Source organism: Streptomyces sp. NPDC028419 (genome assembly GCF_055565515.1).
The window spans coordinates 77,282-101,378 of sequence record NZ_JBVHUE010000013.1; the positions used below are offsets into that span (position 1 = coordinate 77,282).

At 73.8% G+C, this 24,097-nt stretch carries 21 protein-coding genes (1 of these 21 only partly in view); 8 read left to right on the top strand and 13 right to left on the bottom strand.

All coding sequences use genetic code 11. The annotated features are described in order from the left end of the window. Positions 1–2,225 carry the 3' portion of a Pls/PosA family non-ribosomal peptide synthetase gene (locus ACZ4UB_RS17280; protein WP_468070975.1) on the top strand. 2,074 nt of this gene lie to the left of the window's left edge, so 2,225 of the gene's 4,299 nt are visible here — the last part of the coding sequence; its start codon lies beyond the left edge, outside the window; its stop codon occupies positions 2,223–2,225. Positions 2,226–2,250: 25 nt separating this feature from the next. On the opposite strand, the gene ACZ4UB_RS17285 is transcribed toward ACZ4UB_RS17280, so the two are convergent. Beyond that, positions 2,251–3,117 (bottom strand): EamA family transporter, encoded by an 867-nt coding sequence (locus tag ACZ4UB_RS17285; RefSeq protein ID WP_468070977.1) that lies wholly within the window; start codon positions 3,115–3,117, stop codon positions 2,251–2,253. Between the two features lie 95 nt (positions 3,118–3,212). Between ACZ4UB_RS17285 and ACZ4UB_RS17290 the strand changes: the two genes are divergently transcribed. Then, complete coding sequence (locus ACZ4UB_RS17290) at positions 3,213–3,791, top strand: helix-turn-helix domain-containing protein (protein ID WP_468071122.1); 579 nt, start codon at positions 3,213–3,215, stop codon at positions 3,789–3,791. A gap of 30 nt (positions 3,792–3,821) precedes the next feature. Here ACZ4UB_RS17290 and ACZ4UB_RS17295 read toward each other — a convergent pair whose 3' ends face one another. Beyond that, positions 3,822–4,226 carry a CoA-binding protein gene (locus ACZ4UB_RS17295; RefSeq protein WP_468070979.1) on the bottom strand — a complete coding sequence of 135 codons (405 nt, stop codon included), beginning with the start codon at positions 4,224–4,226 and terminating at the stop codon, positions 3,822–3,824. Between the two features lie 109 nt (positions 4,227–4,335). Here ACZ4UB_RS17295 and ACZ4UB_RS17300 point away from each other — a divergent pair, with 109 nt between their 5' ends. Beyond that, positions 4,336–4,962 carry a YigZ family protein gene (locus ACZ4UB_RS17300; RefSeq protein WP_467957299.1) on the top strand — a complete coding sequence of 209 codons (627 nt, stop codon included), beginning with the start codon at positions 4,336–4,338 and terminating at the stop codon, positions 4,960–4,962. 260 nt (positions 4,963–5,222) lie between these two features. Here ACZ4UB_RS17300 and ACZ4UB_RS17305 read toward each other — a convergent pair whose 3' ends face one another. Together ACZ4UB_RS17305 and ACZ4UB_RS17310 are read right to left on the bottom strand one after the other, a co-directional pair. Next, positions 5,223–6,179: a M56 family metallopeptidase gene (locus ACZ4UB_RS17305; RefSeq protein WP_468070981.1), complete on the bottom strand. Its 957-nt coding sequence runs from the start codon at positions 6,177–6,179 to the stop codon at positions 5,223–5,225. Then, positions 6,176–6,547, bottom strand: a complete 372-nt coding sequence (locus ACZ4UB_RS17310; RefSeq protein ID WP_468070983.1) for a BlaI/MecI/CopY family transcriptional regulator — start codon at positions 6,545–6,547, stop codon at positions 6,176–6,178. The genes ACZ4UB_RS17305 and ACZ4UB_RS17310 overlap by 4 nt, the downstream gene beginning before the upstream one ends. Before the next feature lie 275 nt (positions 6,548–6,822). On the opposite strand from ACZ4UB_RS17310, the gene ACZ4UB_RS17315 reads away from it, so the two are divergent. Beyond that, positions 6,823–8,007, top strand: coding sequence for an exonuclease SbcCD subunit D (locus ACZ4UB_RS17315; protein ID WP_468070985.1), 1,185 nt, complete (start codon positions 6,823–6,825; stop codon positions 8,005–8,007). Next, on the top strand, positions 8,004–11,015 hold the full coding sequence (locus tag ACZ4UB_RS17320; RefSeq protein WP_468070987.1) for an AAA family ATPase: 3,012 nt from the start codon (positions 8,004–8,006) through the stop codon (positions 11,013–11,015). Before ACZ4UB_RS17315 ends, ACZ4UB_RS17320 begins: the two co-directional genes overlap by 4 nt. Positions 11,016–11,076: 61 nt before the next feature. On the opposite strand, the gene ACZ4UB_RS17325 is transcribed toward ACZ4UB_RS17320, so the two are convergent. After that, complete coding sequence (locus ACZ4UB_RS17325; protein ID WP_468070989.1) at positions 11,077–11,523, bottom strand: Lrp/AsnC family transcriptional regulator; 447 nt, start codon at positions 11,521–11,523, stop codon at positions 11,077–11,079. 94 nt (positions 11,524–11,617) lie between these two features. Here ACZ4UB_RS17325 and ACZ4UB_RS17330 point away from each other — a divergent pair, with 94 nt between their 5' ends. Continuing rightward, positions 11,618–12,133 carry a rhodanese-like domain-containing protein gene (locus ACZ4UB_RS17330; protein WP_468070991.1) on the top strand — a complete coding sequence of 172 codons (516 nt, stop codon included), beginning with the start codon at positions 11,618–11,620 and terminating at the stop codon, positions 12,131–12,133. Positions 12,134–12,266: 133 nt separating this feature from the next. Here ACZ4UB_RS17330 and ACZ4UB_RS17335 read toward each other — a convergent pair whose 3' ends face one another. From ACZ4UB_RS17335 to ACZ4UB_RS17350, 4 genes are all read right to left on the bottom strand, one after another. Further along, positions 12,267–13,964 (bottom strand): DUF885 domain-containing protein, encoded by a 1,698-nt coding sequence (locus tag ACZ4UB_RS17335; RefSeq protein ID WP_468070993.1) that lies wholly within the window; start codon positions 13,962–13,964, stop codon positions 12,267–12,269. A gap of 226 nt (positions 13,965–14,190) precedes the next feature. Further along, positions 14,191–15,702, bottom strand: coding sequence for a GNAT family N-acetyltransferase (locus ACZ4UB_RS17340; RefSeq protein WP_468070995.1), 1,512 nt, complete (start codon positions 15,700–15,702; stop codon positions 14,191–14,193). A 111-nt stretch (positions 15,703–15,813) separates the two neighbouring features. Then, positions 15,814–17,376 carry an alkaline phosphatase D family protein gene (locus tag ACZ4UB_RS17345; RefSeq protein WP_468070997.1) on the bottom strand — a complete coding sequence of 521 codons (1,563 nt, stop codon included), beginning with the start codon at positions 17,374–17,376 and terminating at the stop codon, positions 15,814–15,816. A 105-nt stretch (positions 17,377–17,481) separates the two neighbouring features. Continuing rightward, positions 17,482–18,339 carry an alpha/beta fold hydrolase gene (locus ACZ4UB_RS17350; RefSeq protein ID WP_468070999.1) on the bottom strand — a complete coding sequence of 286 codons (858 nt, stop codon included), beginning with the start codon at positions 18,337–18,339 and terminating at the stop codon, positions 17,482–17,484. A 294-nt stretch (positions 18,340–18,633) separates the two neighbouring features. Between ACZ4UB_RS17350 and ACZ4UB_RS17355 the strand changes: the two genes are divergently transcribed. Next, positions 18,634–19,416: a GntR family transcriptional regulator gene (locus tag ACZ4UB_RS17355; RefSeq protein ID WP_467957321.1), complete on the top strand. Its 783-nt coding sequence runs from the start codon at positions 18,634–18,636 to the stop codon at positions 19,414–19,416. 93 nt (positions 19,417–19,509) lie between these two features. On the opposite strand, the gene ACZ4UB_RS17360 is transcribed toward ACZ4UB_RS17355, so the two are convergent. The 4 genes from ACZ4UB_RS17360 to ACZ4UB_RS17375 all read right to left on the bottom strand — a co-directional run bounded on the left by ACZ4UB_RS17360 (position 19,510) and on the right by ACZ4UB_RS17375 (position 22,971). After that, complete coding sequence (locus ACZ4UB_RS17360; RefSeq protein WP_468071001.1) at positions 19,510–20,670, bottom strand: ROK family transcriptional regulator; 1,161 nt, start codon at positions 20,668–20,670, stop codon at positions 19,510–19,512. Positions 20,671–20,780: 110 nt separating this feature from the next. After that, on the bottom strand, positions 20,781–21,431 hold the full coding sequence (locus ACZ4UB_RS17365; protein ID WP_468071003.1) for a response regulator transcription factor: 651 nt from the start codon (positions 21,429–21,431) through the stop codon (positions 20,781–20,783). Between the two features lie 4 nt (positions 21,432–21,435). Beyond that, on the bottom strand, positions 21,436–22,608 hold the full coding sequence (locus tag ACZ4UB_RS17370) for a sensor histidine kinase (protein ID WP_468071005.1): 1,173 nt from the start codon (positions 22,606–22,608) through the stop codon (positions 21,436–21,438). A 138-nt stretch (positions 22,609–22,746) separates the two neighbouring features. Next, on the bottom strand, positions 22,747–22,971 hold the full coding sequence (locus ACZ4UB_RS17375; RefSeq protein WP_468071007.1) for a hypothetical protein: 225 nt from the start codon (positions 22,969–22,971) through the stop codon (positions 22,747–22,749). 98 nt (positions 22,972–23,069) lie between these two features. Between ACZ4UB_RS17375 and ACZ4UB_RS17380 the strand changes: the two genes are divergently transcribed. Further along, a complete protein-coding gene (locus ACZ4UB_RS17380) occupies positions 23,070–23,990 on the top strand; it encodes an ATP-binding cassette domain-containing protein (protein WP_468071009.1) in 921 nt (306 codons plus the stop codon). The last annotated feature ends 107 nt before the right edge of the window (positions 23,991–24,097 follow it).

Sequence of the window (24,097 nt, forward strand, 5' to 3'; positions counted from 1 at the left end):
GTACCCCCCCCCCCCCCCCCCCCCCCCCCCCCCTCCCCCCCCCCCCCCCCCCCCCCTCCTCTCCCCCCCCCCCCCCCCCCCCCCCCCCGCCGCCGCTGCGGCGGCGCACCGGCGCGGCCCAGATCCTCGTCCAGTGCGCCCTGTTCGGCGTGACCGGGCTGCGCGGGCTGGTCGCCCTCGCGGTCATCGACAACGTCCTCGCCGTGCTGGCCCCCAAGGCCTGGGCCCCGTACACCTCGTGGTGGTTGGTGCTGGCCGGCTGGGTGGTGCTGTTCAGCGCCCCGTCCCGGTTCGCCCTGGGCGCGGCCGCCGCGCGGTTGCTGACCCGGGGGATCGTCCCCGGCGCCTACCCGCGCGGGGGCAGGGTCCACCTGCGGCTGTGGGCCGCGGAACGCGCCGTGGCCTCCTTCGGCGTCCCCGCGCTGCTCGGAACCCCGTGGGCCGCCCGGTACGCGCGTGCGCTCGGCTGCGCCACCGGAAAGGGGGTCGCGCTGCACGCGATGCCGCCGGTGACGGGACTCGCCGAGCTGGGCGACGGCTGCGCCGTCGAGCCCGAGGCCGACCTGTCCGGGTGGTGGGTGGACGGCGGGACCCTGCGGGTGGGGGCGGTGCGGGTGGGCGCCGGAGCCCGGGTGGGGCACCGGTCGATGCTCATGCCGGGCGCGGTGGTCGGACCCGGCGCCGAACTGACCGGCGGCGGCTGCCTGTCGGGCGAGATCCCCGCGGGCGCCAGCTGGGAGGGCTCACCGGCCCGCCCGACCGCCCGACCGGGGCCGGCCGCGGCGCGGCGGCCCGCGGGCGGCGCATCCGGCGGGCGGTCCCGCCCCGGCCGGTGGAGGGCCTGTTACGCCGTGACCCTCGGCATGCTCCCGCTGCTCCCGCTCCTCGCCGGCGCGCCCGCACTCGTCGGGACGTACTACCTGGTCAAGGACTGCGTGACCCTCGGCGCCGTCGCCCTGTGGCTCCTGCTCACCGTTCCCGTCGCGACCTGCGTCACCACCCTGTGCTGGATCCTCACCGTGGCCGCCGTCGTCCGCCTCCTCGGCCGCGGCATCACCCCCGGCGACCACCCCGCCGACGGCGGCGTCGCCTGGCGGGTCTGGCTGGTGCACCGGCTCCTCGGCGGCGCGCGGGCCTCCCTCTTCCCGTTGTACGCGAGCCTCGCCACGCCCCTGTGGCTCCGGCTGCTCGGTGCCGGGGTCGGCCGACGGACCGAGATCTCCACCGTGCTGACCCTGCCCTCACTGCTCACCGTCGAGGACGGCGCCTTCCTCGCCGACGACGTGCTCGCCGCGCCGTACGAGCTGCGCGACGGCCGGATGCGGCTGGGCGCGGTCCGCGTCGGGCGGCGCGCCTTCGTCGGGAACTCCGGCATCGTCGGCCCCGGGCGCTCCGTGCCCGACCACGCGCTGATCGGGGTCCTCTCCGACGCCCCCGCGCACAGCGGCCCCGGGACCTCCTGGCTGGGCCGGCCGACGATGCCGCTGCCGCGGGTGGCGGCCACGCCGGACGCGGGGCGCACCTTCGAGCCGGCACCGCACCTGGTGCTGGCCCGCGGGCTGGTCGAGCTGTGCCGGCTGATCCCGCTGATGTGCGGGCTGGCGCTGGCCGAGGGGGTGCTGCTCGCCCAGCAGGACGCCCTCGACTCGGGCGGCCTCTGGCTCGCCGCCGTGGTCGGCGCACCCCTGCTGCTGGCCGCGGGGGTGGCCGCTGCCCTGACGGCGACCGCCGCGAAGTGGATGCTCGTGGGCCGCTTCCGGGCGACGGAACACCCGCTGTGGAGTTCCTTCGTCTGGCGCAACGAGCTCTACGACACCTTCGTGGAATCCCTCGCCGTGCCGTGGTTGGCCGGCCCCTTCACGGGGACGCCCGTCCTCAACTGGTGGCTGCGCAGCCTGGGGGCCCGGATCGGCCGGGGCGTGTGGTGCGACACGCACTGGCTTCCGGAGACGGATCTGATCGCGCTCGGGGCGGGGGCGACCGTCAACCGCGGCTGTGTGCTCCAGACGCACCTGTTCCACGACCGGATCATGCGGATGGACACGGTCGATCTCGCCGAGGGCGCCTCGCTCGGCCCGCACAGCATCGTGCTGCCGGGCAGCGCGGTCGGCGCCCACGCTTCGGTCGGTGCCTCCTCCCTGGTGATGCGCGGTGAGACCGTCCCACCGGCGACCCACTGGGCGGGCAACCCGATCGCCGGGGCCGCCGCCCCCGCCATCGAATGACCCCCACCGGCCGTCCCCGGGCCGGCTACCCCGCTGCCAGCAGGACGGTGCCGGCCAGGGCGAGGCCGGCCCCGGCCGCCTGGACCGTGCGCAGCCGTTCCTTCAGGAGGGCGAAGGCGGCGAACGCGGTGACGACGGGGTACAGCGAGGACAGTACGGCGGCCACCGTCACCGGACCGTTCTGCGCGGCGACGGAATAGGTGCCGTTGGCCGCGACGTCCGCCAACCCGACGAAGGCCAGCGCGGGCAGCAGGGTCCACAGCAGCGCGGGGCCGCTGCCCGCCGGGAGCACCCGGTTCCCGCGCCGGGCCGAGGCCCAGAGCGCGGCCCCGCCCGCCGCCACGTTCGTCACGCGCTGCACGAAGAGGGCCAGGAACAGGCTGGTGAGTCCGCTGGACGCCTCCGAGATGAGCGCCATGACCGCGCCGAAGCCGAAGGCCGCGCCCAGGGTGAGCAGCACCGCCTGCCGCTGTACGGGCGCCCCGCGCAGCTCGGGCCCGCCCGCCAGCAGGATCCCGACCAGGGCCACCGCGATGCCCGCGACCTGGCCGAAGCCGGGCCGTTCGCCGAGCGTCAGACCGACCCCGACGGGGACGACGACGCCCAGTGAACCGAGCGGCGAGACCACGCCCATCGGGCCCAGCGCGAGCGCCTTGTAGAAGCTCAGCATGGCGAGGGGGCCCACCAGACCCGCGGCCACCGCGAACCACAGCTGCGGTCCGGCCTCCCGCCAGGCGCCGGTGCCGAGCACGATCGAGCCGAGCACGACGACGGCGAGGGCCTGCGAGGCGACGACCACGGTGAGCGCGGGAAGCCTGCGCGTCAGCAATCCGCCCCCGAAATCGGCGAGACCCCACAGAATGGCTGTGGCCAGGGCGAACAGGGCGGTCATGGCAGGACCTCGCAGTACAGTGCATTGAACTAGTGAGTCCACTGCACGATAGTTCAGCCCATTGAACTCTGTCATCCAAAATATTGGACGGTATGGTGTCGGATCTCGAACAACTCACCCAGGCGCTCGCCCGGAACCTCAAGAAGTGGCGAGGTGAGCGCGGTTTCACCCTGGACGCGCTGGCGGCCCGCGCCGGAGTGAGCCGGGGGATGATCATCCAGATCGAGCAGGCCCGTACCAACCCCAGCGTCGGCACCACGGTCAAGCTGGCCGACGCCCTGGGCGTCAGCATCACCACCCTGCTCGACCACGAACCCGGCCCCCAGGTGCACATGGTGCTCCCGGGGCAGGGCGTGCGCATGTGGTCGACGGACGGCGGCAGCGCCAGCGACATGCTGCTCGGCGACGACCGGCGCGGACCGCTGGAGATGTGGACCTACCGGCTGGAGCCGGGCGAGGGCACCGACTCCGACCCCCACCCGGCCGGCACCGTCGAGATGATGCACGTCACCGCGGGGGAGCTCACGCTCCTCGTCGACGGGGAGCGGTACGTCGTACCGGCGGGCGGGGCCGTGTCCTTCGAGGCGAACGCACCCCACGCCTACCGCAACGACGGCCCCGTGCCGATGGAGATGACGATGGCGGTGTCCATCCCGCCCGTGGGCCGCCCGTAGCCCGGGCGGGGGAGCCCGGGGCGGCCAGGGCTACAGGGCCGGGATCTCGATGGCCGGGCAGCGGTCCATGACCATGTCCAGCCCGGCGGAGGTGGTCCGCTCGAAGGCGTCCTCGTCGACCACGCCGAGCTGGAACCAGACGGCGCGGGCGCCGGCCGCCGCGGCCTCGTCGGCGACCGGACCGGCCAGCGCGCTGTTCACGAAGACGTCCACCACGTCCACCGGGAAGGGGATCTCGGCCAGCGAGGCGTAACCCTGCTCGCCGTGGACCGTCTCCGCCTTCGGGTGCACCGGCACCACGCGCTTGCCGAAGCGCTGGAGCACCCGCGCCACGCCGTAGGCGGCGCGGTCGCTGTTGTTGGACAGTCCCACCACGGCCCAGGTGTCGCCGTGTTGGGTGAGGATCCTGCGGATGGTTTCCGGGTCGCCGTACACGCGTGCCGCCTCCTGCTCTCGCGGGCCGGCCGGATGCCGCCCGCACCCGGCTTCAACAGGGAGGACACCTGTCCGATTCCCCCGTCCGATTCCCTTTAGGGTGGAGCGGGTGAAGGCAGACCAGTACGTCACGGTGGCCCGCGAGGGCGTCCACGAGTCCGAGATCAACCGCTCGCGCTTCCTCTGCGCGCTCGCGCCCGCCGCGACCGAGCGCGAGGCGCAGGACTTCGTCGCCCGCATCCGCAAGGAGCACCCCACCGCCTCGCACAACTGTTACGCCTACGTCGTCGGGGCGGACGCCTCCGTCCAGAAGGCCAGTGACGACGGCGAACCGGGCGGCACGGCCGGAGTGCCGATGCTCCAGATGCTGATGCGGCGCGACATCCGCTACGCCGTCGCCGTGGTCACCCGCTACTACGGCGGTGTGAAACTCGGCGCGGGCGGGCTGATCCGGGCCTACGGCGGCGTGGTCGGCGAGGCCCTCGACGCGCTGGGCACGGTCACCCGCCACCGCTACCGGCTCGTCACCGTCACCGTCGACCACCAGCGCGCCGGCAAGACCCAGAACGACCTGCGCTCGACCGGCCGGACCGTGGTCGACCTGCGCTACGGCGCGGCCGTGGAGATCGAGATCGCCCTGCCCGAGGCCGACCTGCCCGCCTTCGAGGCGTGGCTCGCCGACAGCACGGCGGGCAGCGCGACCCTCACCCTGGGCGGGGAGACCTACGCCCCCTAGGCCCTGTCGTCAAAGTGCCGTCTGCCTCGCGACGCCTGGCACGCACTCTCGCCGCACCGGGCGAAAGCCAAGTACGTCCAGTACGCGGGCTTCCGCCCGGCACGGCGAGAGCACGCACCAGACGCCGCGGGGCCGCCCTTCGGGCGACGACGGCACTTTGACGACAGGACCTAGCGCCGTGGCCGGGTGAGCGACGGGGCCGGGTGAGCGACGGGGCCGGCCCGTCGCCCCGGGTCACCGCTTTGGCCCGCCGCCCCGGGTCACCGTCGCGCCGACTCGCCCTGCGCCGCCTCGATGCCCGCGTGCAGATCCACCGCGGCGTCCAGGGTCGCGGCGCCGGACAGGGCCAGGCAGGTCAGCAGGGCCGCGGCGGTGAGGTGCCGTGCGGTGCGGGGGCGTGCCGCGGCCGCGGCCCCCACCGGTCGGCCCAACAGGGCCGCCACCCGGCGCGGTACCGGACCGGCCGCCGCGGCCAGCGCGAAGGCCGGCCTTGCGGTCGGACCGGACGCCCCGGCCGTACGGCTGGCGAGCGCGGCCCGGCCGATGGCCCGGGCGGTCAGCCCGCGGTCACCCGTGGCGCGCGCGGCCGCCTCGTCGGCGCTGCGCTCCAGGGCGTAGGCCAGCGGTTCGCGCAGGGCGCGCAGCGCCGGATGACACAGGGCCGCCAGATCGGTGACGGCGGCGAAGAGGTGGTGACGCCCGCGCAGGTGGGCGCGTTCGTGGGCGAACAGCGCCTCGCGCTCGGCGGCCGTCAGCGCGTCGAGCATGCCGGTGGTCACCACGATCCGACCCGGGCGGCCGGGCAGCGCGTAGGCGTCCGGCCCCGGCTCGTCCAGGACGACCAGTTCACCGGCGGCGTGCGCCGCGAGCCGGCCGGCGCGGCGCAGCTGGGTCCGGCGCCGGTTCGCGGCCCGCACCAGCAGTGCGGCGGACCAGCCCAGCAGGGCCGCGGCCACGACGGCCACCGCCACCACGGCATCGGGCGAACCGGTCCGCAGCGGAGTCAGCAGCCTGCCCAGCGCGGCGACGGCGCGCAGGTGCGTGGCGCCCGGGACCACGAGCAGCGCGAGGGAGACCGTGCTGGCGAGGGCCAGCCCCGCCGCGGCGCAGGTCAACAGCCACACGGCGGGCCGCGGGGGCAGGCAGGCCGCCAACCGCCGGCTCACGGGCCCGGCGAGGAAGGGCACCAGCAGCGGCAGCCAGACCGCGTAGATCACGCCCCGCCCCCGTCGAGCAGGGACCGCAGCAGCTGCTCGTCGTCGTCGCTCAACTGCGAGACGAAGCGGGTCAGCACCGCGCCCCGGTCCTCGGTCTTGCGCAGCTCCGAGTGCATGCGACGGGCCGTGAGCCCGGAGGCGTCCTCCGTCGGCAGGTACGCGAACCCGCGGCCGGAGCGGGTGCGGGACACCGCGCCCTTGTCGTGCAAGCGGGTCAGGATCGTCGTCACCGTCGTCCGCGCGTGCGACGTGCCCAGTGCCTCCTGGACCTGGCCGGGGGTCAGCGGGGCGCCGGCCGCCCACAGGGCCGCCAGCACGGACGCCTCCAGCTCGCCGGCCGGCAGTCGGTCCGGGTTGGCCTCACCCATGGGGCGCTCCTCACGCTTCCTCCGTCTACGGTGGTGTAGACCGTCTACGGCAGTGTAATGCGGCGCCGCCGGAACACCACGGGCCGGTCGGCCCTCGCTCCGCGGCGGCCGGCCGACTGGTCGTCCACCCCCGGGCGCCGGTGGCAAACTGAGAACCGAGACGGACCGGACGCCGATTCGCGTTAGCGTGGTGGACGCCCGCCGCGGCGCCCGTAGGGGGTCCGTGCTGGTCCCGGAGCTGGAGGAACGGTAAAAGTGCAGGTCGGAGTGGCATTGTGAGGATCCTCCACACCTCCGACTGGCATCTCGGCCGGGCCTTCCACCGGGTCAACCTGCTCGGGGCGCAGGCGACTTTCGTCGATCACCTCGTCGAGACCGTGCGGGAGCGAGAGGTGGACGCCGTGCTCGTCGCGGGCGACATCTATGACCGCGCCGTGCCGCCGCTGCCCGCCGTCGAGCTCTTCGACCAGGTCCTGCGCCGGCTCGCCGAGCTGGACGTGCCCACCGTGATGATCTCCGGGAACCACGACTCCGCCCGCCGGCTCGGCGTGGGGGCCGCACTGATCGGCCGCGCCGGGATCCACCTGCGGACCGACCCCGAGGGCTGCGCCGACCCCGTCGTGCTCACCGACGTACACGGCGAGGTGGCGTTCTACGGGCTGCCGTACCTCGAACCGGCCCTGGTCAAGGACGCCCTCGACGCACCGAAGGTCAGCCACGAAGCGGTGCTCGGCGCCGCCATGGACCGCATCCGCGACGACCTCGCCACCCGCGGCCCCGGCGTCCGCTCGGTCGTCATCGCCCACGCCTTCGTCACCGGCGGCCAGGCCAGCGACAGCGAGCGCGACATCGCGGTCGGCGGGGTCGACTCGGTGCCCGTCGCCGTCTTCGACGGAGTCGACTACGCCGCCCTCGGCCACCTGCACGGCTGTCAGACGATCAACGAACGGGTCCGTTACTCCGGTTCCCCGCTCGCCTACTCCTTCTCCGAGGTCCACCACCGCAAGACGATGTGGCTGATCGAACTCGGCGCCCCGGGCACGAGCCCGGTGGCCGAGCGGATCGACACCCCCGTCCCGCGCCCGCTCGCCCGCATCCGGGGCCCCATCGAGGAACTGCTGCAGGACCCCGCGCTCGCCGGACACGAGCAGGCGTGGGTGGAGGCGACCCTCACCGACCCGGTCCGGCCCGAGGACCCGATGGCCCGCCTCCTCACCCGCTTCCCCCACACCCTCGTTCTCGCCTTCGACCCCCAGGGCCGTGAAGAGGACGACGGCGCCTCCTACGCACAGCGCCTCAAGGGCCGCAGCGACCAGGAGATCGCCGAGGACTTCGTCACCCACGTCCGCGGCGGGGGCGTCGCCGACGAGGGCGAACGGGCCGTGCTGAGGGCCGCCTTCGACGACGTCCGCGTCGAAAGCGCAACTCTCGAAACCGGCCGTCGAGGGCGGGACCGATGAGGCTGCACCGACTCAAGGTCACCGCCTTCGGGCCCTTCGCCGAAGCGCAGGAGATCGACTTCGACACGCTCTCCGGCGCCGGGATCTTCCTGCTGCACGGACCCACCGGCGCGGGCAAGACCTCTGTGCTCGACGCGGTCTGCTACGCCCTGTACGGCTCCGTGCCCGGCCCCCGCCAGGCGCCCGGCACCAGCTTGCGCAGCGACCACGCCGGCCCCGATGAGGCCACCGAGGTCACCCTCGAACTCACCGCGGGCGGCCGCCGTTTGGAGATCACCCGGCGCCCCGAACAGCCGCGCCCCAAGAAGCGCGGCACCGGCACCACCAAGGACAAGGCCCAGAGCTGGCTCCGCGAACACCTCGGCGACGCCGGCTGGCAGGGACTCAGCCGCTCCCACCAGGAGATCGGTGAGGAGATCGAGCAGCTCATCGGCATGAGCCGCGAACAGTTCTGCCAGGTCGTGCTGCTGCCCCAGGGCGAGTTCGCGCGCTTCCTGCGGGCCGACGCCGAAGCCCGCGGCCGTTTGCTGGGACGGCTCTTCGACACCCGCCGCTTCGCCGCCGTCGAAGCCCTGCTCGCCGATCAGCGCAGGGCCGCCGAGGTCAAGGTGCGCGCGGGCGACGAGAAGGTGCTCGGCACGGCCCAGCGGCTGGCCCAGGCCGCCGGGGACTGTGCGGACCTGCGCGCCTGGCCGCTGCCCGGACACCAGCCCGGCGACCCCGGGCTCGCCGAGGCCGTACGGGCCTGGGCGGCCGTGGCACGCAGCTCGGCCCGGGAACGGCTGACCGTGCGCGAGCACGCCCTCATCGCCGTCGAAGCCCGGCACGCGGCAGCCCGCCGGGCCGCCGAAGGGGCCCGGGAACTTGACCGGCTCCAGCGCCGCCACGCCGAAGCCGTCCACCGCGCCGAGGTCCTCGCCGACGCCGCACCCGAGCGGGAACGGCTCCGCGAACGCCTCGACCGGGCCCGCCGGGGCGCCCTGGTCGCCCCCGCCCTCGACCTGCGCGAAGCCGCGGCCGGCGCCCACCGGGTCGCCGTGCAGGCCGTCGACGATGCGCGGCGGCGCCTGCACTGCGACCTCGTCGAGGCGAGCGCCGAACAACTCGCCGCCCTCGAACAGCGACTGCGCGGCGAGCTCGGCGCGCTCGGCGCCGCCCAGCGCGCCGAACAGCGCAGCGCCGACATCTCCCGCGAACGCGCGGCCCTGGAACGCGAGTCCCGTGCCGCCGAGGAACAGCAGCAGGAATCCGCCGACTGGCTGGCCCGCTGGGAGCCCCTGCGGGCCGCGCTGCGCGAACGCGTGGACATCGCCCAACAGGCCGCGACCCAGGCCGAACACCTGGCCGGCCGGCTGGAACCCGCCCGACTGCACCTGGCCGCGGCCCGCCGCCGGGACGCCCTCGCCGCCGAAGCGGAGGCCACCGCCGGCGAACTGCTCTCCGTACGCGAGGAGTCCGCGACGGCCCGGGAGCGCTGGCTGGAACTCAAGGAGACCCGGCTGCGCGGGATCGCCGCCGAACTCGCCGAGGCACTCGTCGCGGGGCAACCCTGCACCGTGTGCGGCTCGGCCGACCACCCCGCACCCGCCCGCCCCGCCCCCGGCCACGTGGATCGCGCCGCCGAGGACACCGCCCACGCCCGCTTCGAGCAGGCCGAGGAGCGCCGCGCGACGACCGAGCGCAGGCTGGCCGCCGTACAGGAAGCCCGTACCGAGGCGGCCGCCGCCGCCGGGGACGCCACCACGGCCGAACTCCTCGACCGCACCCGGGAACTGACCGATCGGCACGCCGCGGCCCACGCCGCCGCGGCGGGACTGCACGGAGCCCGCGAACGACTGGCCCACGCCGAACGCGAACACGCCTCCCGCAGCGCCGACCGGCTCGAAGCCGAACGCCGCATCGCCGCCCGCTCCTCGCGCCGCGAAGTCCTGGACGAGGAACAACGAGCACTGGAGGAGGAACTGGCCCGGGTCCGAGCCGGCTCGGCCAGCGTCGGCGACCGGGCCAGGCTGCTGGAGACCCGGGTCCGCCTAGTAGCGGACGCCGCGGGCGCGCTGCACCGCGCCGAGGCCGCTGCCGAACGCCTCAAGGAAGCCGACGGACGCCTCGCCGACGCCGCCTTCCGAGAGGGCTTCGACACCACGGAGGCCGCCGCCGACGCGGTCCTCGCCGAATACGAGCGCAGCGCCCTACAGCGTCGCGCGGACGCCTGGCAGGCCGAAGAAGCACTGCTGGCCGACCGGTTCGCCGAGGCCGACGCGGCCCGCGCGGCCGAGGAACCGCCCGCGGACCCGCGCGCCGCCGAGGAGCGAGCCGAGCGGGCCGCGGCCCGGCTGCGCGCCGCCGGTTCCGCAGCCGACGCGGCGCGGCTGCGCTGCACCGAACTGGACCGGCTGTCCCGGCAGATGGAGAGCGAGCTGCGCGCGCTCGGCCCGCTCCGCGAGAGCTACGACCGGGTGGCCGCACTGGCCGCTCTCACCGCCGGCACCTCCGCCGACAACGAGCGCAAGATGCGCCTGGAGGCCTACGTGCTGGCCGCACGGCTGGAACAGGTCGCCGCGGCCGCGACGGTACGGCTGCTGCGCATGTCCGGCGGCCGGTACACGCTGGTCCACTCGGACGCCAGGGCGACCGGGCGGGGCCGGTCGGGCCTGGGCCTGCACGTCGTGGACGCCTGGACCGGCAGCGAGCGGGACACCGCCACCCTCTCGGGCGGCGAGACCTTCTTCGCCTCGCTCGCCCTAGCGCTCGGCCTCGCCGACGTGGTGACCGACGAGGCGGGCGGGATGCGCCTGGACACCCTCTTCATCGACGAGGGCTTCGGGAGCCTCGACGACCAGGCCCTGGACGAGGTGCTCGACGTACTCGACTCGCTGCGGGAGCGGGACCGCAGTGTCGGGATCGTCAGTCACGTCGCGGACCTGCGCACGCGGGTCCAGACCCAGTTGGAGATTGTCAAGCAGCGGGGTGGTTCCGTGGTGCGCCACCACACGGGCGGCGCCTCGTAACCGAGGATGCCGGAGCGGGCGTCACGATGGCGTCACTGTGTGTAGTCGCCCTCGCGTTCCGTCACGGACTCAGGGGACGGCGGGGCAGCGGCGAGGAGTAGATGACGCTCGTCGTCACCGAGCCGAGTCCGGCGATCTTGCCCGTGACCTCTTCCAGGTGCGCCATCGAGCGGGACACGACCTTGAGGACGAAGCAGTCGTCCCCGGTGACGTGGTGGGCCTCCAGGATCTCCGGGGTGCTCTCCAGCAAGGCGTGGAACGGCTTGTAGTTCCCGTGCGGGTAGCGCAGCCGGACCAGCGCCATGATGGACTTCCCGAGCTTCTCCGGGTCGACCACCGCGGTGTAGCCGGTGATCACGCCCGCCTCCTCCAGCCGGCGCACCCGCTCGGTGACGGCGCTCGGGGACATGGAGACCGCGCGCGCCAGCTCGGCGAAGCTGGCGCGGCCGTCCTGCTGGAGGGCTTCCAGGATGCGCCAGTCGGTGGCGTCGGGGGAATAGTCGGTCATGTGCCAGGTCTAGCAGGGGAAATCACGGTAGGACAAGGCGATGGCAGTGGAATACCACTTCCGAAGATGATCAGTCGATCGTAGATTTTGAGCCATGACGACGACGCAGCAGCCCACCGCCACCGTGCCCACCACCAACTCCGTCCTGCGGGTGCCCCCGGCCGCCCCGGCCGTGGCCGCCGCCTACTTCGCCGCCAGCCTCGCCTTCCACGCCGACGTCTCCGACGTCGCCGGCGCCCTCGAGGCCCACCGCGAGCAGGGCGTCGAGCTCGGCTTCCAGATCATCGACTCGCGCTCCACCCCCTCCTGGGACCAGGCGCACATCCCGGGGGCGATCCACCTGCCCACGGCCCTCATCCCCGAACAGGCCGAGCGGCTCCTCGACAAGAACGTGCCCGTGGTCACCTACTGCTGGGGGCCGGGCTGCAACGGCGCCACCCGCTCCGCCCTCGCCCTCGCCCAGCTCGGCTTCCAGGTCAAGGAGATGCTCGGCGGCATCGAGTACTGGATCCGCGAGGGCTTCGAGGTCGAGACCTGGCAGGGCAGCGAGCGGCGCGCCGAGGCCGACCCGCTGACCGCCCCCACCGACTCCGACGACTGCGGCTGCTGACACCCGCCCCGCGGACCCCGTACGACGACGGGCCGTTCGCCCCCCGCCGGGGGCGAACGGCCCGTCGTCATGGGCCGACCGCAGTGCGGTCAGCGCGCGGTCTGTGCGTGGTCGACGCGAGGTCGCCGTGGGGTCAGAGCTTCGACAGCTCGTCCACCAGGTCGTCCAGGCCCAGCGAACCCTGCGAGAGGGCCGCCATGTGCCAGGCCTTGAGGTCGAAGGACTCGCCGTGCGCGGCGCGGGCGTTGTCCCGGCCCAGCAGCCAGGCGCGCTCGCCCAGCTTGTAGCCGATGGCCTGGCCCGGCATCGAGACGTAGCGGGTCAGCTCGCTCTCGATGAAGTCGGCCGGGCGGCCGCTGTGCAGCCCGAAGAACTCCTGCGCCAGGTCCACGGTCCACGTCTCGCCCGGGTGGAACGGCGAGTCCGCCGGAATCTCCAGGCCCAGGTGCATGCCGATGTCCACGATGACCCGTGCGGCGCGCATCATCTGGCAGTCGAGGTAGCCCAGGCGCTGCTCGGCGTCCGTGAGGTAGCCCAGTTCGTCCATCAGGCGCTCCGCGTACAGGGCCCAGCCCTCGGCGTTGGCGCTGACGATGCCCACGGTGGCCTGGTAGCGGGAGAGCTGGTCCGCCACGTGCGTCCACTGCGCGAGCTGGAGGTGGTGGCCCGGAACGCCCTCGTGGTACCAGGTCGAGACCAGGTCGTAGACCGGGAAGCGGGTCTGGCCCATGGTCGGCAGCCAGGTGCGGCCGGGGCGCGAGAAGTCCTCGGACGGCGAGGTGTAGTACGGCGCCGCGGCGCCGCCCGCCGGGGCGATCCGGGACTCCACCTTGCGGACCCGCTCGGCGAGTTCGAAGTGGGTGCCGTCGAGGTTCTCGATGGCCTCGTCCATGATGCCCTGCAGCCACGCCTGGACCTCGTCGACGCCCTCGATGTGGGTGCCGTGCTCGTCGAGGTGGCGCAGCGCGTCCCAGGGGCCGGCGCCGGGCAGGATCTTGGCCGCCTCGGTCTTCATCTCGGCGAGCAGCCGGTGGTACTCCGACCAGCCGTAGGCGTACGCCTCGTCCAGGTCGAGGTCCGTGCCGTTGAAGTAGCGCGACCAGCGGGCGTAGCGCTCGCGGCCCACCGGGTCCGGGGAGCCCTTGACGGCGGGGGCGTACACGTCGCGCATCCAGTCGCGCAGCGAGACGACGGCGGCGTTCGCACCCTCGACGGCCGCGTCGAGCTCGCTCCGCAGCGACTCGGGGCCGGCCGCGGCGAAGTCGGCGAAGAAGCCGGGGCCCTCGCCGTCCTCGCCGACCCAGGTGCCGAGCTGGCCGATGAAGGTGGCGGTGGGGCGCGGGCTGCCGTACAGGCCGCGGTCCAGGCCGAGCTGGAGACACTCCCGGTATCCGGCGAAGGCGGCGGGAACCGCGCGCAGCCGCTCGGCGATCGCGGCCCAGTCCTCGTCCGTGTCGGCGGGGGTCAGCGTGAAGACCTCGCGGACGCTGTGCACCGGGGAGTGGATGTTGCTGACCGCGCGCAGGTCCTCGTCCGCTTCGTGCACGGCGAGTTCGGCGGTCAGGCGCTCGCGCAGCAGACGGGCGCAGCGGCGCTCGGCGTCGCTGTCGCCGCCGGGGAGCCGTTCGGCGGCGTCGAGCTTGGCGAGGGTGGTGCGGGCGAGTTCGGCGGAGGCCTCGCGCCCGGCGGGGGAGAAGTCCGGGAGTTTGGCAGAACTCGCGGCGACACCGAGGTAGGTGCCGGTGATCGGGTCGAGTGCGATGAGGTCGTCGACGTACGCGTCCGCGACCTGGCGGGGCAGCTGGTTGCCGCTGTGGAGGGTGTCTGACATGCGGACATCTTCATACGGGAGACCCGTCCGCGTCACTACCGTTCGCTGTCAGCAGCCTGACGCGGGCCGCAGCGGTGCGCTGCGTCCACCTCCATGGAAGGGCATCCGCGGCCGGCGCGGGCGATTTCGCGCCACGGGGTCCGGTGCCGTTCCGGGTACGCCGCCGGCCCCGGGGGAGTGGACGCGCCACCCGGGGCCGGCGGGGGCCGGAAGTCCGGCGCGCGCGTCAGTTCTGGTGGCGCGGGCTCTCGTACGGCCGCTGCTCGGCCTGCTGCCGGTACGTCGGCCCGGCGCCGACCGTGGCGGTGTCCAGGCGGGCCGTGATCACCAGGGTGCCCTCCTCGATCTGGTAGTCGAGCGGGAGCCCGAGACCGCGCATGGCGGCCACCATGCCGGTGTTCGAGGCCTGCGTGACGGCGTACACGCTGTCGCAGCGGGCCTCGACCGCCATCGAGACGAGCCTGCCGAGCAGCTCGGAGCCGATGCCGCGGCGCTGCCAGTCGTCCTCGATGAGCAGTGCCACCTCGGTCTCGTCCCCGTCCCACAGCAGGTGGCCGAGGGCGACCAGCTTGCCGGAGGCCGTGGTGGCGGCCAGGGTGCGGCCGAAGCGCGGGCTCAGCAGGTGGCCGAGGTAGCGGTCGGCGTCGGCGACCGGACCGTGGTAGCGCAGGCCCAGCGTCCGCTCGGAGCAGCGGTCGTGCATCGCGCGCGCGGCCGGCAGGTCGGAGCCGTCGGCGCGGCGCACGGTGATCTCGTTGCCCTCGGGCAGGGTCAGCACGTCCTGGCTGCGCGGGACGCGCGGGCCGAGTCGGGCGTCCAGCTCGACCAGGGCGCGGGCGCGGGCGAACTCGGTCGGGGTGAAGGGCAGGTGGGGGCGGTCGACGGTGATCGCTCCGCCCGAGGGGTCGCGCAGCCGCATCGTGGTGGACTCCAACACGCCTTCGACCGGGGCGTGGGCGGCCGCGTTGGGGCGGCCGGTGAGGGTGGTGGCCGGGATCGAGTGGATCGTGCAGCGGCCGAGGAGCTGGCGCAGCGCGAGCGGCAGTTCGGCGGCGTCGAGGGCGGTCCGGGTGGCCAGCCCCAGGACCCGGGTCGGGGTGTCGACGAGGTCGTGGGCGTCCGCGCGCTCGATCCAGGTGCTGTGGCCGCCCGCCCGGGCGACGGCGCGGGTCAGCTCGGCGGAGGCCAGCTCCTGCGGGGCGCGCAGCAGGAATTCGTCGACGGTGCCGCCCTCGGGGAGCGGGTGCGTCTGGAGCGTCAGGATGTCGACGGCGTGGTGGGCCAGCGCGGTGCACAGCGCGGCGAGGCTGCCGGGTTCGTCCCGTACGGTCGTGCGCATCCGCCACAGCGCGGTGGAGCCGGCGGTCGTCGGGTCGGACGCCGCGTCCGCCGCCGTACCGCCGCCGGAACGCGCGGATCCCGACGAGGTGGCCCGGCCGCCGTCGGCCGAGGCGCCGGTCGGGGCGCCGGTATCGGAGGGGGCCGCCTGGCCCGGGGGAGGCGCGTGGCTGTGGCGGCGGGCCCACCAGGTGTGGAACCCGGCGGTGACCAGGAGCGCGACCGCCGAGGCCACCAGCATCACGGGCCCGCTCGGACCGTGCACCACGAGATTGGCCAAGGCGTCGGCGACGGCCACCGCGCAGAACAGCGCGGCCAGCTCCACGAGGTCGTGGCGCCAGTGATGGGCGCGCTGGGGGCGGTGGGAAGGGTGGGCGGTGGCGGGGCTGCGGTCAGTCATGCAGACCACTGTGACGCGGGGGTGTTGCGTGATCACGAACGGTTTGTGACCGACTGGTTAAGTGTCGATCCGATCGATTTCGCCCGGTTTTCCGGCTTGTCGCTCCCATGACTACTGGCCCACCTGGCCCGGCCGGAGCGTCTTGGTGAAGAGCACGTCGCCGCCCTGGCGGCGCAGTCGCACGGTCAGCTCCCCGCTCGCCCCGTCTATCTCCACCTCTCCGTAGTACGGCGGGTTCTCGGCCGGGGACATGTTGGCCACCGGCGCCGACTGCACGAAGGCCGTCTCGGGGCCGAAGGTCGCGTCCAGCCGTCCGTGCGGGAAGCCGCCCGCGCCGACGGGCCCCGACACGAACTCCCAGAAGGGGGCGAAGTCGCGGAAGGCCGCCCGCTCGGGGGCGTAGTGGTTGGCCGCGGTGTAGTGGACGTCCGCGGTGAGCCACAGGGTGCCGGTGATGCGCTGGTGCTTGATGTGGCGCAGCAGTTCGGCGATCTGGAGCTCCCGGCCCAGCGGAGTGCCCGGGTCGCCCTGGGCGACCGCCTCGAAGTCGGTCGCGCCGTCGGCCACGACGATGCCGAGCGGCATGTCGGCCGCGATCACCTTCCAGGTCGCGCGGGACCGGGACAGTTCCCGCTTCAGCCAGGCCAACTGCTCGGCGCCCAGGATGCCGACGGGGTCGGTGCCCTGGCGGTCCGGGGAGTTGGCGTTGCGGTAGGTGCGCATGTCGAGGACGAAGACGTCGAGCAGCGGGCCCCGGCGCACGACCCGGTGCACCCGGCCCTCGGCCCGGGTGGCGGGGTCGACCGCGAGGCCCGGGAAGTACTCGCCGAAGGCGCGGCGGGCCCGCTCGGCCAGCACGTCGACCTGCTTGACCGTGTAGCGCGGGTCCTCCAGCAGCTGACCGGGGTACCAGTTGTTGCGCACCTCGTGGTCGTCCCACTGGGCGATGACCGGGACCCGGGCGTTGAAGGCGGTGAGGTTGCGATCGAGCAGGTTGTAGCGGAAGTTCCCGCGGAACTCCGCCAGGGTCTCGGCGACCTTCGACTTCTCCTCGGTGGTCACGTTGCGCCAGATCCGACCGTCCGGCAGCGTCACGCTCGGCTGGAGCGGACCGTCCGCGTAGATGGTGTCCCCGCTGAAGAGGAAGAAGTCGGGGTCGCGCAGGCGCATCTCGTCGAAGACGCGGTAGCCGCCGAGGTCCGGATTGATGCCCCAGCCCTGGCCCGCGAGGTCACCGGACCACAGGAAGCGGACACCGGAGCGGCGCGAGAGGGGCGTCGTGCGCAGGCTGCCGTAGACGGGCTCGCCGCTGCGCCGCGGGTCGTCCGGATCGGCCACCACCACGCGGTAGTGGACTTCCGCGCCCGGCGGGAGGCCGCGCAGGGGGGTGGTGCCGGTGAAGTCCGTGGCCGGTCCGAGGAGGGGACCCGGGTGCCGGCGCACCCCGCGGCGGAACGATTCGGTGGGCGAGGTCTCGACGTACATGCGCGCGGGGCGGTCGGAACGGGTCCAGATGAGCGCGGACCCCTCCGTGACCTCACCGGACTGGGTGCCCCACGACGCGCTCGGGCGACCGGACCGGGCGAAGGCCGGCGCCGACAGGCCGAGCGGGAGGGCGAGCGCGGCGGAAGCCGCGAGCGAGCCGGTGAGCAGGGTCCGGCGGGTGTGCGGCATCGGTGCGTCTCCAGGGTTCCGGTCGGGCTCGCGCGGGCCGGACCAGTGTGCCGCCGGCACACCGGCCCGTCCGCGTCGCGCACGCGAACCGTGGATGAACAGCCGTCAGCCGACGGTCGGAGCCGGGAGCGTGGCGCGGGCCGTGTCGAGGATGACCCGGGCGACGAGCGCGGGGTCGTCGTTCATCGGGACGTGCCCGCAGCCCGGCAGCCGGACCAGCCGCGCGCCGGGGATCGTGCGCTTGGCGCGCACGCCCTGACGGCGCGGCAGCAGCCGGTCCCGTTCGCCCCAGGCGATGGTGACCGGTACCCCGGGCACGTCGTCGGTGAACCGTACGGACCCCCCGGCGGCCAGCGTGGAGTCGAAGCCGGTGGCTCCGCGCAGGGCGAGGGTCTCCGCGACCACGGCTTCGGGGGACCGCCGACCGGGGCGGGCGTAGATGGTGCCGGTGAGGGCGGCGCGGCCCACGGCACTGCGGGAGAGCCGCTCCACGGCGGGCAGCGGGAGGGCGTGGGCCCCGGCGCGCATCGCACGCAGCGCCCCGAAGGCGTAGCGGCGCTCGGTCCCGCTCCAGAATCCGGCGGGGGACAGGGCGGTCACGGAGCGGACGAGTCCGGCGCGCCCCATGGCCAGGGCGAGCAGGCCGCCGAGGGAGTTGCCCGCCACGTGGGGGCGCTCGACGCCGAGGGCCGAGCAGAGGGCGCCGAGGGCGGGGGCGACGGTGTCGAGGTCGTAGGGGACGCCCTCCGGGAGCGGGGCGGAGGCGCCGAAGCCGGGCAGGTCGACCGCGATGACGTCGTGGTCGGCGGCCAGGACGTCGGTGACCGGGCGCCACGCCTGGAAGTGGTGGCCGATGCCGTGGAGCAGCAGGATCGGCTCGCCCGCGCCCTTGCGCTCGTAGGCCACGGTCGTCGTGCGGGGGCCGATCGGGGAGTCGATGGTGAAGGAGGCGGTGCTGGTCATGCTGCTCCTCGGGTGCGGTGGTGGACCGGTGCGGCGGTGAGGGCTGTGAGACTCGCTGTCAGTAATGATTACCGCCCGGTAGCACCCGACTACAAGTCTCCGGGAACGCCGAGAACATCCTGTGAACGGCTTGATACGAATACCCGTTATGCCCGGCAGCGGGATGAGGATTGGTCTTGACCAAGTCCGGGAGCCGTCCTATCGTCGCAGGGATAGTGCAAGGACCTTTAATAAACAAAGGCGCGGAACTGCCGCTGGAACACGGCGATTGCAGCGATGGCAGGAGGAGTCAGGGTGGGGACCACGCAGCTCGAATCGGTGCCGGAACCGAAGTACTGGCACCTCAAGACCGTGCTCAGCGAGGCGCTCGACCAGGACTTCGCCGTGGGCGAGGTGCTGCCCAACGAGCGTGACCTGGCCGCCCGCTTCGGCGTCGCCCGCGCGACCCTGCGCCAGGCCCTGGAGCAACTGGAACTCGAAGGCAGGCTCCAGCGCCGACGCGGTGTCGGCACCACCGTGGCCCCGCCGCGGGTGGGCGTCGCCGTCGGCACCACCCAGCACGCCTGGCCCGGCGAGGCCGTCGACGGGTGGCAGCTGGTGGACGCGGCCGAGACCCTGCCCAGCGCCGCCGTCGCCAAGCTCCTCGGCACCGCCTCCGCCGTCCCCTTCGGCACCGACCAGACCGTGCACACCGTGCGCCGGACCCGGGTCACCCAGGGCCAGGCCGTCGCGGCCGAGCTGCTGTACGTCCCCAGCTCCTCGGTGCCGGGCCTCTCCGGCATAGACGCTCCCGCCGGACCCGCCCGCGCCCGCGCCGTGCTGCGCGAGCTGCAGCGCCTGGCGCTGGAGGGCCAGGACCGATCCGTGGAACTCGGCTCGGCCCGCGCCGACGACGCCAAGGAGCTCGACCGGCTGCCGGGGGCCCCGGTGCTGCTGGTCACCACCCGCTTCTTCACGGCCGAGGGCACCGCGGCCGTCTCCGTCGCGACCTACCGCGCGGACACCTGCCGACTGACCTTCGGGGACTCGGGCGACGTCCAGATCAGCCACCACGCGGAGACGCTCGTCGCCTCCTGACCGGCGGGCACCCGCCCGCGGGTCCACCCGCTCTCCGCGCCACCCGAGGCGGTCCCTTCCCAGGGACCGCCTCGCGGCGTACCCGGCGCGGTATCAGGCGCGGCCGCGGGACGCCGCCGGCTTCTCCACCGCGAAGAGCTCCTCCTCCGCCTGGTCCAGCGCCAGCCGCAAGGCTCCGGTCGCCACCGCCGCCTCCCCGAGCAGGGACAGGGCCACGCGCGGCGGCCGCAGGCAGTACCGCTCCAGCTCCCGCCGCAGGGGATCCAGGACCCCGTCGAGCCCGGCGGCCCAGCCGCCGACCACGACCAGCTCCGGATCCATCGCCAGGACCAGGGCGGCGACGTCGTGCACCAGGCGCTGGATGAACCGCTCCACCGCGGCCATCGCCCCCTCGTCACCCCGCTTGGCCATCGCGAACACGGCGGCGACGGCCTGCTCGTCCAGCGGGTGCAAAGGTTCCCCGTTGGTCGACAGCAACCTTTCCGGCGTCACGTCACGGCCCAGCAGGTGCAGCGCACCGATCTCGCCCGCCGCGCCGCCGAAGCCGCGGTGCAGCCGCCCGTTGATCAGCGAACCGGCACCCGGGCTGAGGCCCGCCATGACGAACACCAGGTCGTCCGTGTCCCGCCCCGCGCCCTTCCAGTGTTCGGCGACCGCCGCCGCGTTGGCGTCGTTCTCCACCTGGACCGGGCAGCGGAAGGACCGCTGCAACCGCTCGCCGAGCGGGAGCCCGGTCCAGCCCGGAAGGGCGGTGCACAGACGGACCGTGCCGTCCGCCTCCACGATGCCCGGGCTGCCGACGCCGACCGCGCGCAAGGAGTCCCTAGGCACTCCGGCGCGCCGGAGCAGGTCGGCGACCGTGGCCCGGACCCGGTCGAGCCGCTCGTCGGCCGAAGCCGACTCGTCGACCTCCTTGGTACCGGCCCCGATCACCCGTCCGTCCAGCCCGGAGAGCAGCGCCGCGACCCGGTGCGAGCCGATCTCGATCCCGAGCAGATGGCCTGCCTCCGCACGGAAGCGGAACCGTCTGGCCGGCCGTCCTTGTCTGCGAGCGCCCTCCTCCGCCTCGGCCTCCATGACGAGCCCGGTGCCGATGAGTCCCTCGACGACTCCCTCGACCGTAGGTCGCGAGAGCCCGGTCAGTCGGGTGAGATCGGTGAGCGTCGGTGATTCGGCCGCGCGAAGCGCCCGCAAGACCACGGCGGAATTGATCCGCCGAAGCAGCGAGGGGTCCCCGCCGGTCAGCTGCCCCAACGTGTGTCCTCCCAGCTAGCGCGCTTGTCAGCCGGATCGTACTGCGCACACTGGGTGACGGCGAGAAGCGGCCCCCCATCGGCCGGAATCGATCCCTCCTCTCTACGCTCTCAGGCCGGGGCGACGAACCCCGATTCGTACGCCATGATCACTGCCTGGGTCCGGTCCCGCGCCCCCAGCTTCGCCAGCACCGCACTCACATGGGACTTCACGGTCTCCGTGCCGACGAACAGCTCTCCGGCGATCTCCGCGTTCGTCAGCCCCCGTGCCATCAGCCGCAACACGGACTCCTCCCGCTCGGTCAGTGCCGCCCGCTCCAGCGTGCTCCGAGCGGCCCGGTTCCCGTACTCGGCGGCCAGTGCGCGCACCGCGGCCGGGAAGAGCAGGGTCTCGCCCTCCGCCACCAGCCGCACCGCGTGGACGATCTCCGAGGGCCGGGCCCGCTTCAAGAGGAACCCGTCGGCCCCGGCGCGCAGGGCCCGGTAGACGTACTCGTCGTTCTCGAAGGTCGTGACCACAAGGATCTTCGGCGGGTCGTCGACGCTCTTGAGCACGGCCCGGGTGGCCTCGATCCCGTCGAGCAACGGCATCCTGACGTCCATCGCGACCACATCCGGCCTCAGCCGGCGGACCAGCGGGATCACGGCGGCCCCGTCGGCGGCCTCGCCGACGACCTCGATGTCGGGCTGGGCGTCCAGGACGGCGCGCAGTCCCGCACGCACCAGGGGTTCATCGTCGACGAGGAGCACGGTGACGGGCATCCCGTCAGCGTATTCGCTCCAGCGGGAGCCGGGCGCGCACCCTCCAAGTGCCCTCGTGCGGACCGGTTTCGGCCGCACCGCCCAGCAGCGCGGCCCGCTCCCGCATCCCGCGCAGCCCGCTGCCGCTGCCCGACATCAGGGTCGGCCCCTTCGGGAGCGGGTTGGTCACCTCCAGGTCGAGCTGCCCGACGGCCACCGCGACCCGCACCCGGACCGGTACCGGCCCGCAGTGCCGCAGCACATTGGTCAGCGCTTCCTGCAGGATCCGATACCCCTCACGAGTGACCGGCCCGGGCAGCTGGTCCAGCGGCCCGGTGACTTCGCTCTCCACCCTCGACCCCGAGGCCCGGGCCGACTCCAGCAACCGGTCCGCCTCCGAGAGGGTCGGCCGCTGCGAGGGCGGCTGCGCGGACTCCCGCAGCACCAACAGCACCCGCTCCAGATCCTCCAGCGCGGCCCGCCCGGTCTCCTCGATCGCGCACAAGGCCCGCTCCGTGAACTCCGGGCTGCCCGCCGCGCGAGCCGCTCCGGCCTGCATCACCGCGACGGTCAGCGCATGACCGATCGAGTCGTGCAGCTCGCGGGCGATCCGGTTGCGCTCCAGCAATCGCTCGGTCCGCTCCTCCAGCGCGGAGAGCCGCTCGGCGGCCGAAGGCCCGAGCAGGCGGCCGGCGATGGATGTGATCATCTCGCCGAGCAGGACGACCGTCGAGGCGAGCAGGACCAGCGGTACCGGGGTGAGGACGGCCGACGCCCAGCGCGGTACCTCCAGCGGCAGCCACGGATCCGCCGAAGGGTGGCCGAAGGCCGCGCATCCCAGCTCGACCGAGGCCGACAGCAGGAACACGGTCGAGAACAGCGCCGCCGAGGAGACCAGGAGCCGTATCTCGAGCCACAGCACCGTCCGCCAGCGATCGCCCCAATGAGCCGAAGGGGACGCGCTGATCGCGCTGCCGAGGCCTCCTTCGTCATGCGGAGCGAGCAGGAACCGTGCCTGGAGGCCCTCGGCCAGCCGCACCCAGGGCACCAGGCCGAACGGCGCGACCAGGAGCAGGGGCAGCAGCGGCGCGGCAGGGTAGATGAACATCCACACGGCCACGACGAGGGTGGGCACGCACAGATGTAACCAGCGGGTGTAGGTCACCGCCTTCAACGGTGCACGGAGCATTCGGTACATGCCGTCATCGTGGCAGCCGCCGGATCGTGCCCGGCACCCCCGCACGGGGGAGACGAGCACCCCTGCACGGGGGAGACGAGCACCCCTGCACGAGGGAGACGGGGGAGGGACGGGGAGATGGACCGCCCCGCGCGGGGGTCAGACGCGGATGCGTGCGAACAGCTCGAGGTGGCCGCACTGCGGACACCGGAACGCGTCGATCTGCCACCGCTGCCGGCCCAGCCGCTTCGCCCCGCCGAAGACCCCGCGTTCCAACGCCCCGGCTATCCAGCGGGCGTATCCCCGCGCGCCTTCTCCGGTGTCCTCGACGAAGCCCTGCTCAAGCCCCACGGCACCGCACTGGGTGCACTTGATGGTGTTCACGCGGTGAGTGTAGGCAGCGGGTCATCTCCCCCGCGCGGGGGAGGGGTTCCCCCCTGACGGGGGAGGATCGGCCAGGGCCCGACGCCGAATCTTGAGACATGAAGACCATCGAGATCCGCGAACTCACCAAGGAGTACGGCACTACTCGGGCCGTGGACCACCTCAGCTTCGAGGTGCGGCCCGGACGAGTCACCGGCTTCCTCGGACCCAACGGCGCAGGCAAGTCGACCACGATGCGGCTCCTGCTGGGCCTGGACCGATCCACCTCCGGCACCGCCACCATCGGCGGCCGGCTCTTCACCGACTTCCAGGACCCGCTGCACCACGTCGGGGCGCATTTGGACCCTCAGGCGGCCCACGGCGGGCGGACGGCCCGTGACCATCTGCTCGCCCTCGCGGTCAGCAACCGCATCCCTGCCCGTCGGGTCGACGACGTCCTCGAAGAGGTCGGGGTCGCCGCCGTGGCCGGGCGGCGGATCAAGACCTTCTCCTTGGGGATGCGCCAGCGCCTGGGCATAGCCGCGGCGCTGTTGGGCGAGCCCGGGGTGGTGCTCCTGGACGAGCCGACGAACGGGCTCGACCCCGAAGGCATCATCTGGATCCGGGAACTGCTGCGACAGCTCGCGCTGGAGGGGCGGACGGTCCTGGTCTCCAGTCACCTGATGTCGGAGAGCGCGACGTTCGTGGACCACTTGGTCGTCCTGGGCCGGGGCAGGCTGCTCGCCGACACCTCGATGAAGGAGTTCATCGACGCGCGGAGCGCTCCGAGAGTACGGCTGCGTACCTCGGACCCCCGACGCATGCGAGAGGTCCTCGCCGCCGACGGGCTCTCCATGGAGGAGGCCGAGGAGGGACGGTGGCGGGTCGAGGGCGCGCAGGCCGAGAGGATCGGCGCTCTCGCGGCCCGCGAAGGCATACCCGTCCTGGAGCTGGTCGATGAGCGCGCCTCGTTGGAGCAGGCCTACCTCGATCTCACGGCGAACGCGACCCCTTTCGCCGCCCGCTCCGGCGCACGCTGACCTTGAGCAGCACCTCTGGCACTGCTGGCATTGCTGGCATCAACGGAACCAAGCGAACCAAGCGAACCAACGGCACCACCCGCATCCCCGTCGCCACCAGTACTGCC

Coding starts and splice junctions, on each gene's coding strand:
- ACZ4UB_RS17285 (WP_468070977.1), bottom strand. CDS start 3,117: ATGACCGCCCTGTTCGCCCTGGCCACAGCCATTCTGTGGGGTCTCGCC.
- ACZ4UB_RS17310 (WP_468070983.1), bottom strand. CDS start 6,547: ATGGGTGAGGCCAACCCGGACCGACTGCCGGCCGGCGAGCTGGAGGCG.
- ACZ4UB_RS17320 (WP_468070987.1), top strand. CDS start 8,004: ATGAGGCTGCACCGACTCAAGGTCACCGCCTTCGGGCCCTTCGCCGAA.
- ACZ4UB_RS17325 (WP_468070989.1), bottom strand. CDS start 11,523: ATGACCGACTATTCCCCCGACGCCACCGACTGGCGCATCCTGGAAGCC.
- ACZ4UB_RS17330 (WP_468070991.1), top strand. CDS start 11,618: ATGACGACGACGCAGCAGCCCACCGCCACCGTGCCCACCACCAACTCC.
- ACZ4UB_RS17335 (WP_468070993.1), bottom strand. CDS start 13,964: ATGTCAGACACCCTCCACAGCGGCAACCAGCTGCCCCGCCAGGTCGCG.
- ACZ4UB_RS17340 (WP_468070995.1), bottom strand. CDS start 15,702: ATGACTGACCGCAGCCCCGCCACCGCCCACCCTTCCCACCGCCCCCAG.
- ACZ4UB_RS17345 (WP_468070997.1), bottom strand. CDS start 17,376: ATGCCGCACACCCGCCGGACCCTGCTCACCGGCTCGCTCGCGGCTTCC.
- ACZ4UB_RS17350 (WP_468070999.1), bottom strand. CDS start 18,339: ATGACCAGCACCGCCTCCTTCACCATCGACTCCCCGATCGGCCCCCGC.
- ACZ4UB_RS17365 (WP_468071003.1), bottom strand. CDS start 21,431: ATGCCCGTCACCGTGCTCCTCGTCGACGATGAACCCCTGGTGCGTGCG.
- ACZ4UB_RS17370 (WP_468071005.1), bottom strand. CDS start 22,608: ATGTACCGAATGCTCCGTGCACCGTTGAAGGCGGTGACCTACACCCGC.
- ACZ4UB_RS17380 (WP_468071009.1), top strand. CDS start 23,070: ATGAAGACCATCGAGATCCGCGAACTCACCAAGGAGTACGGCACTACT.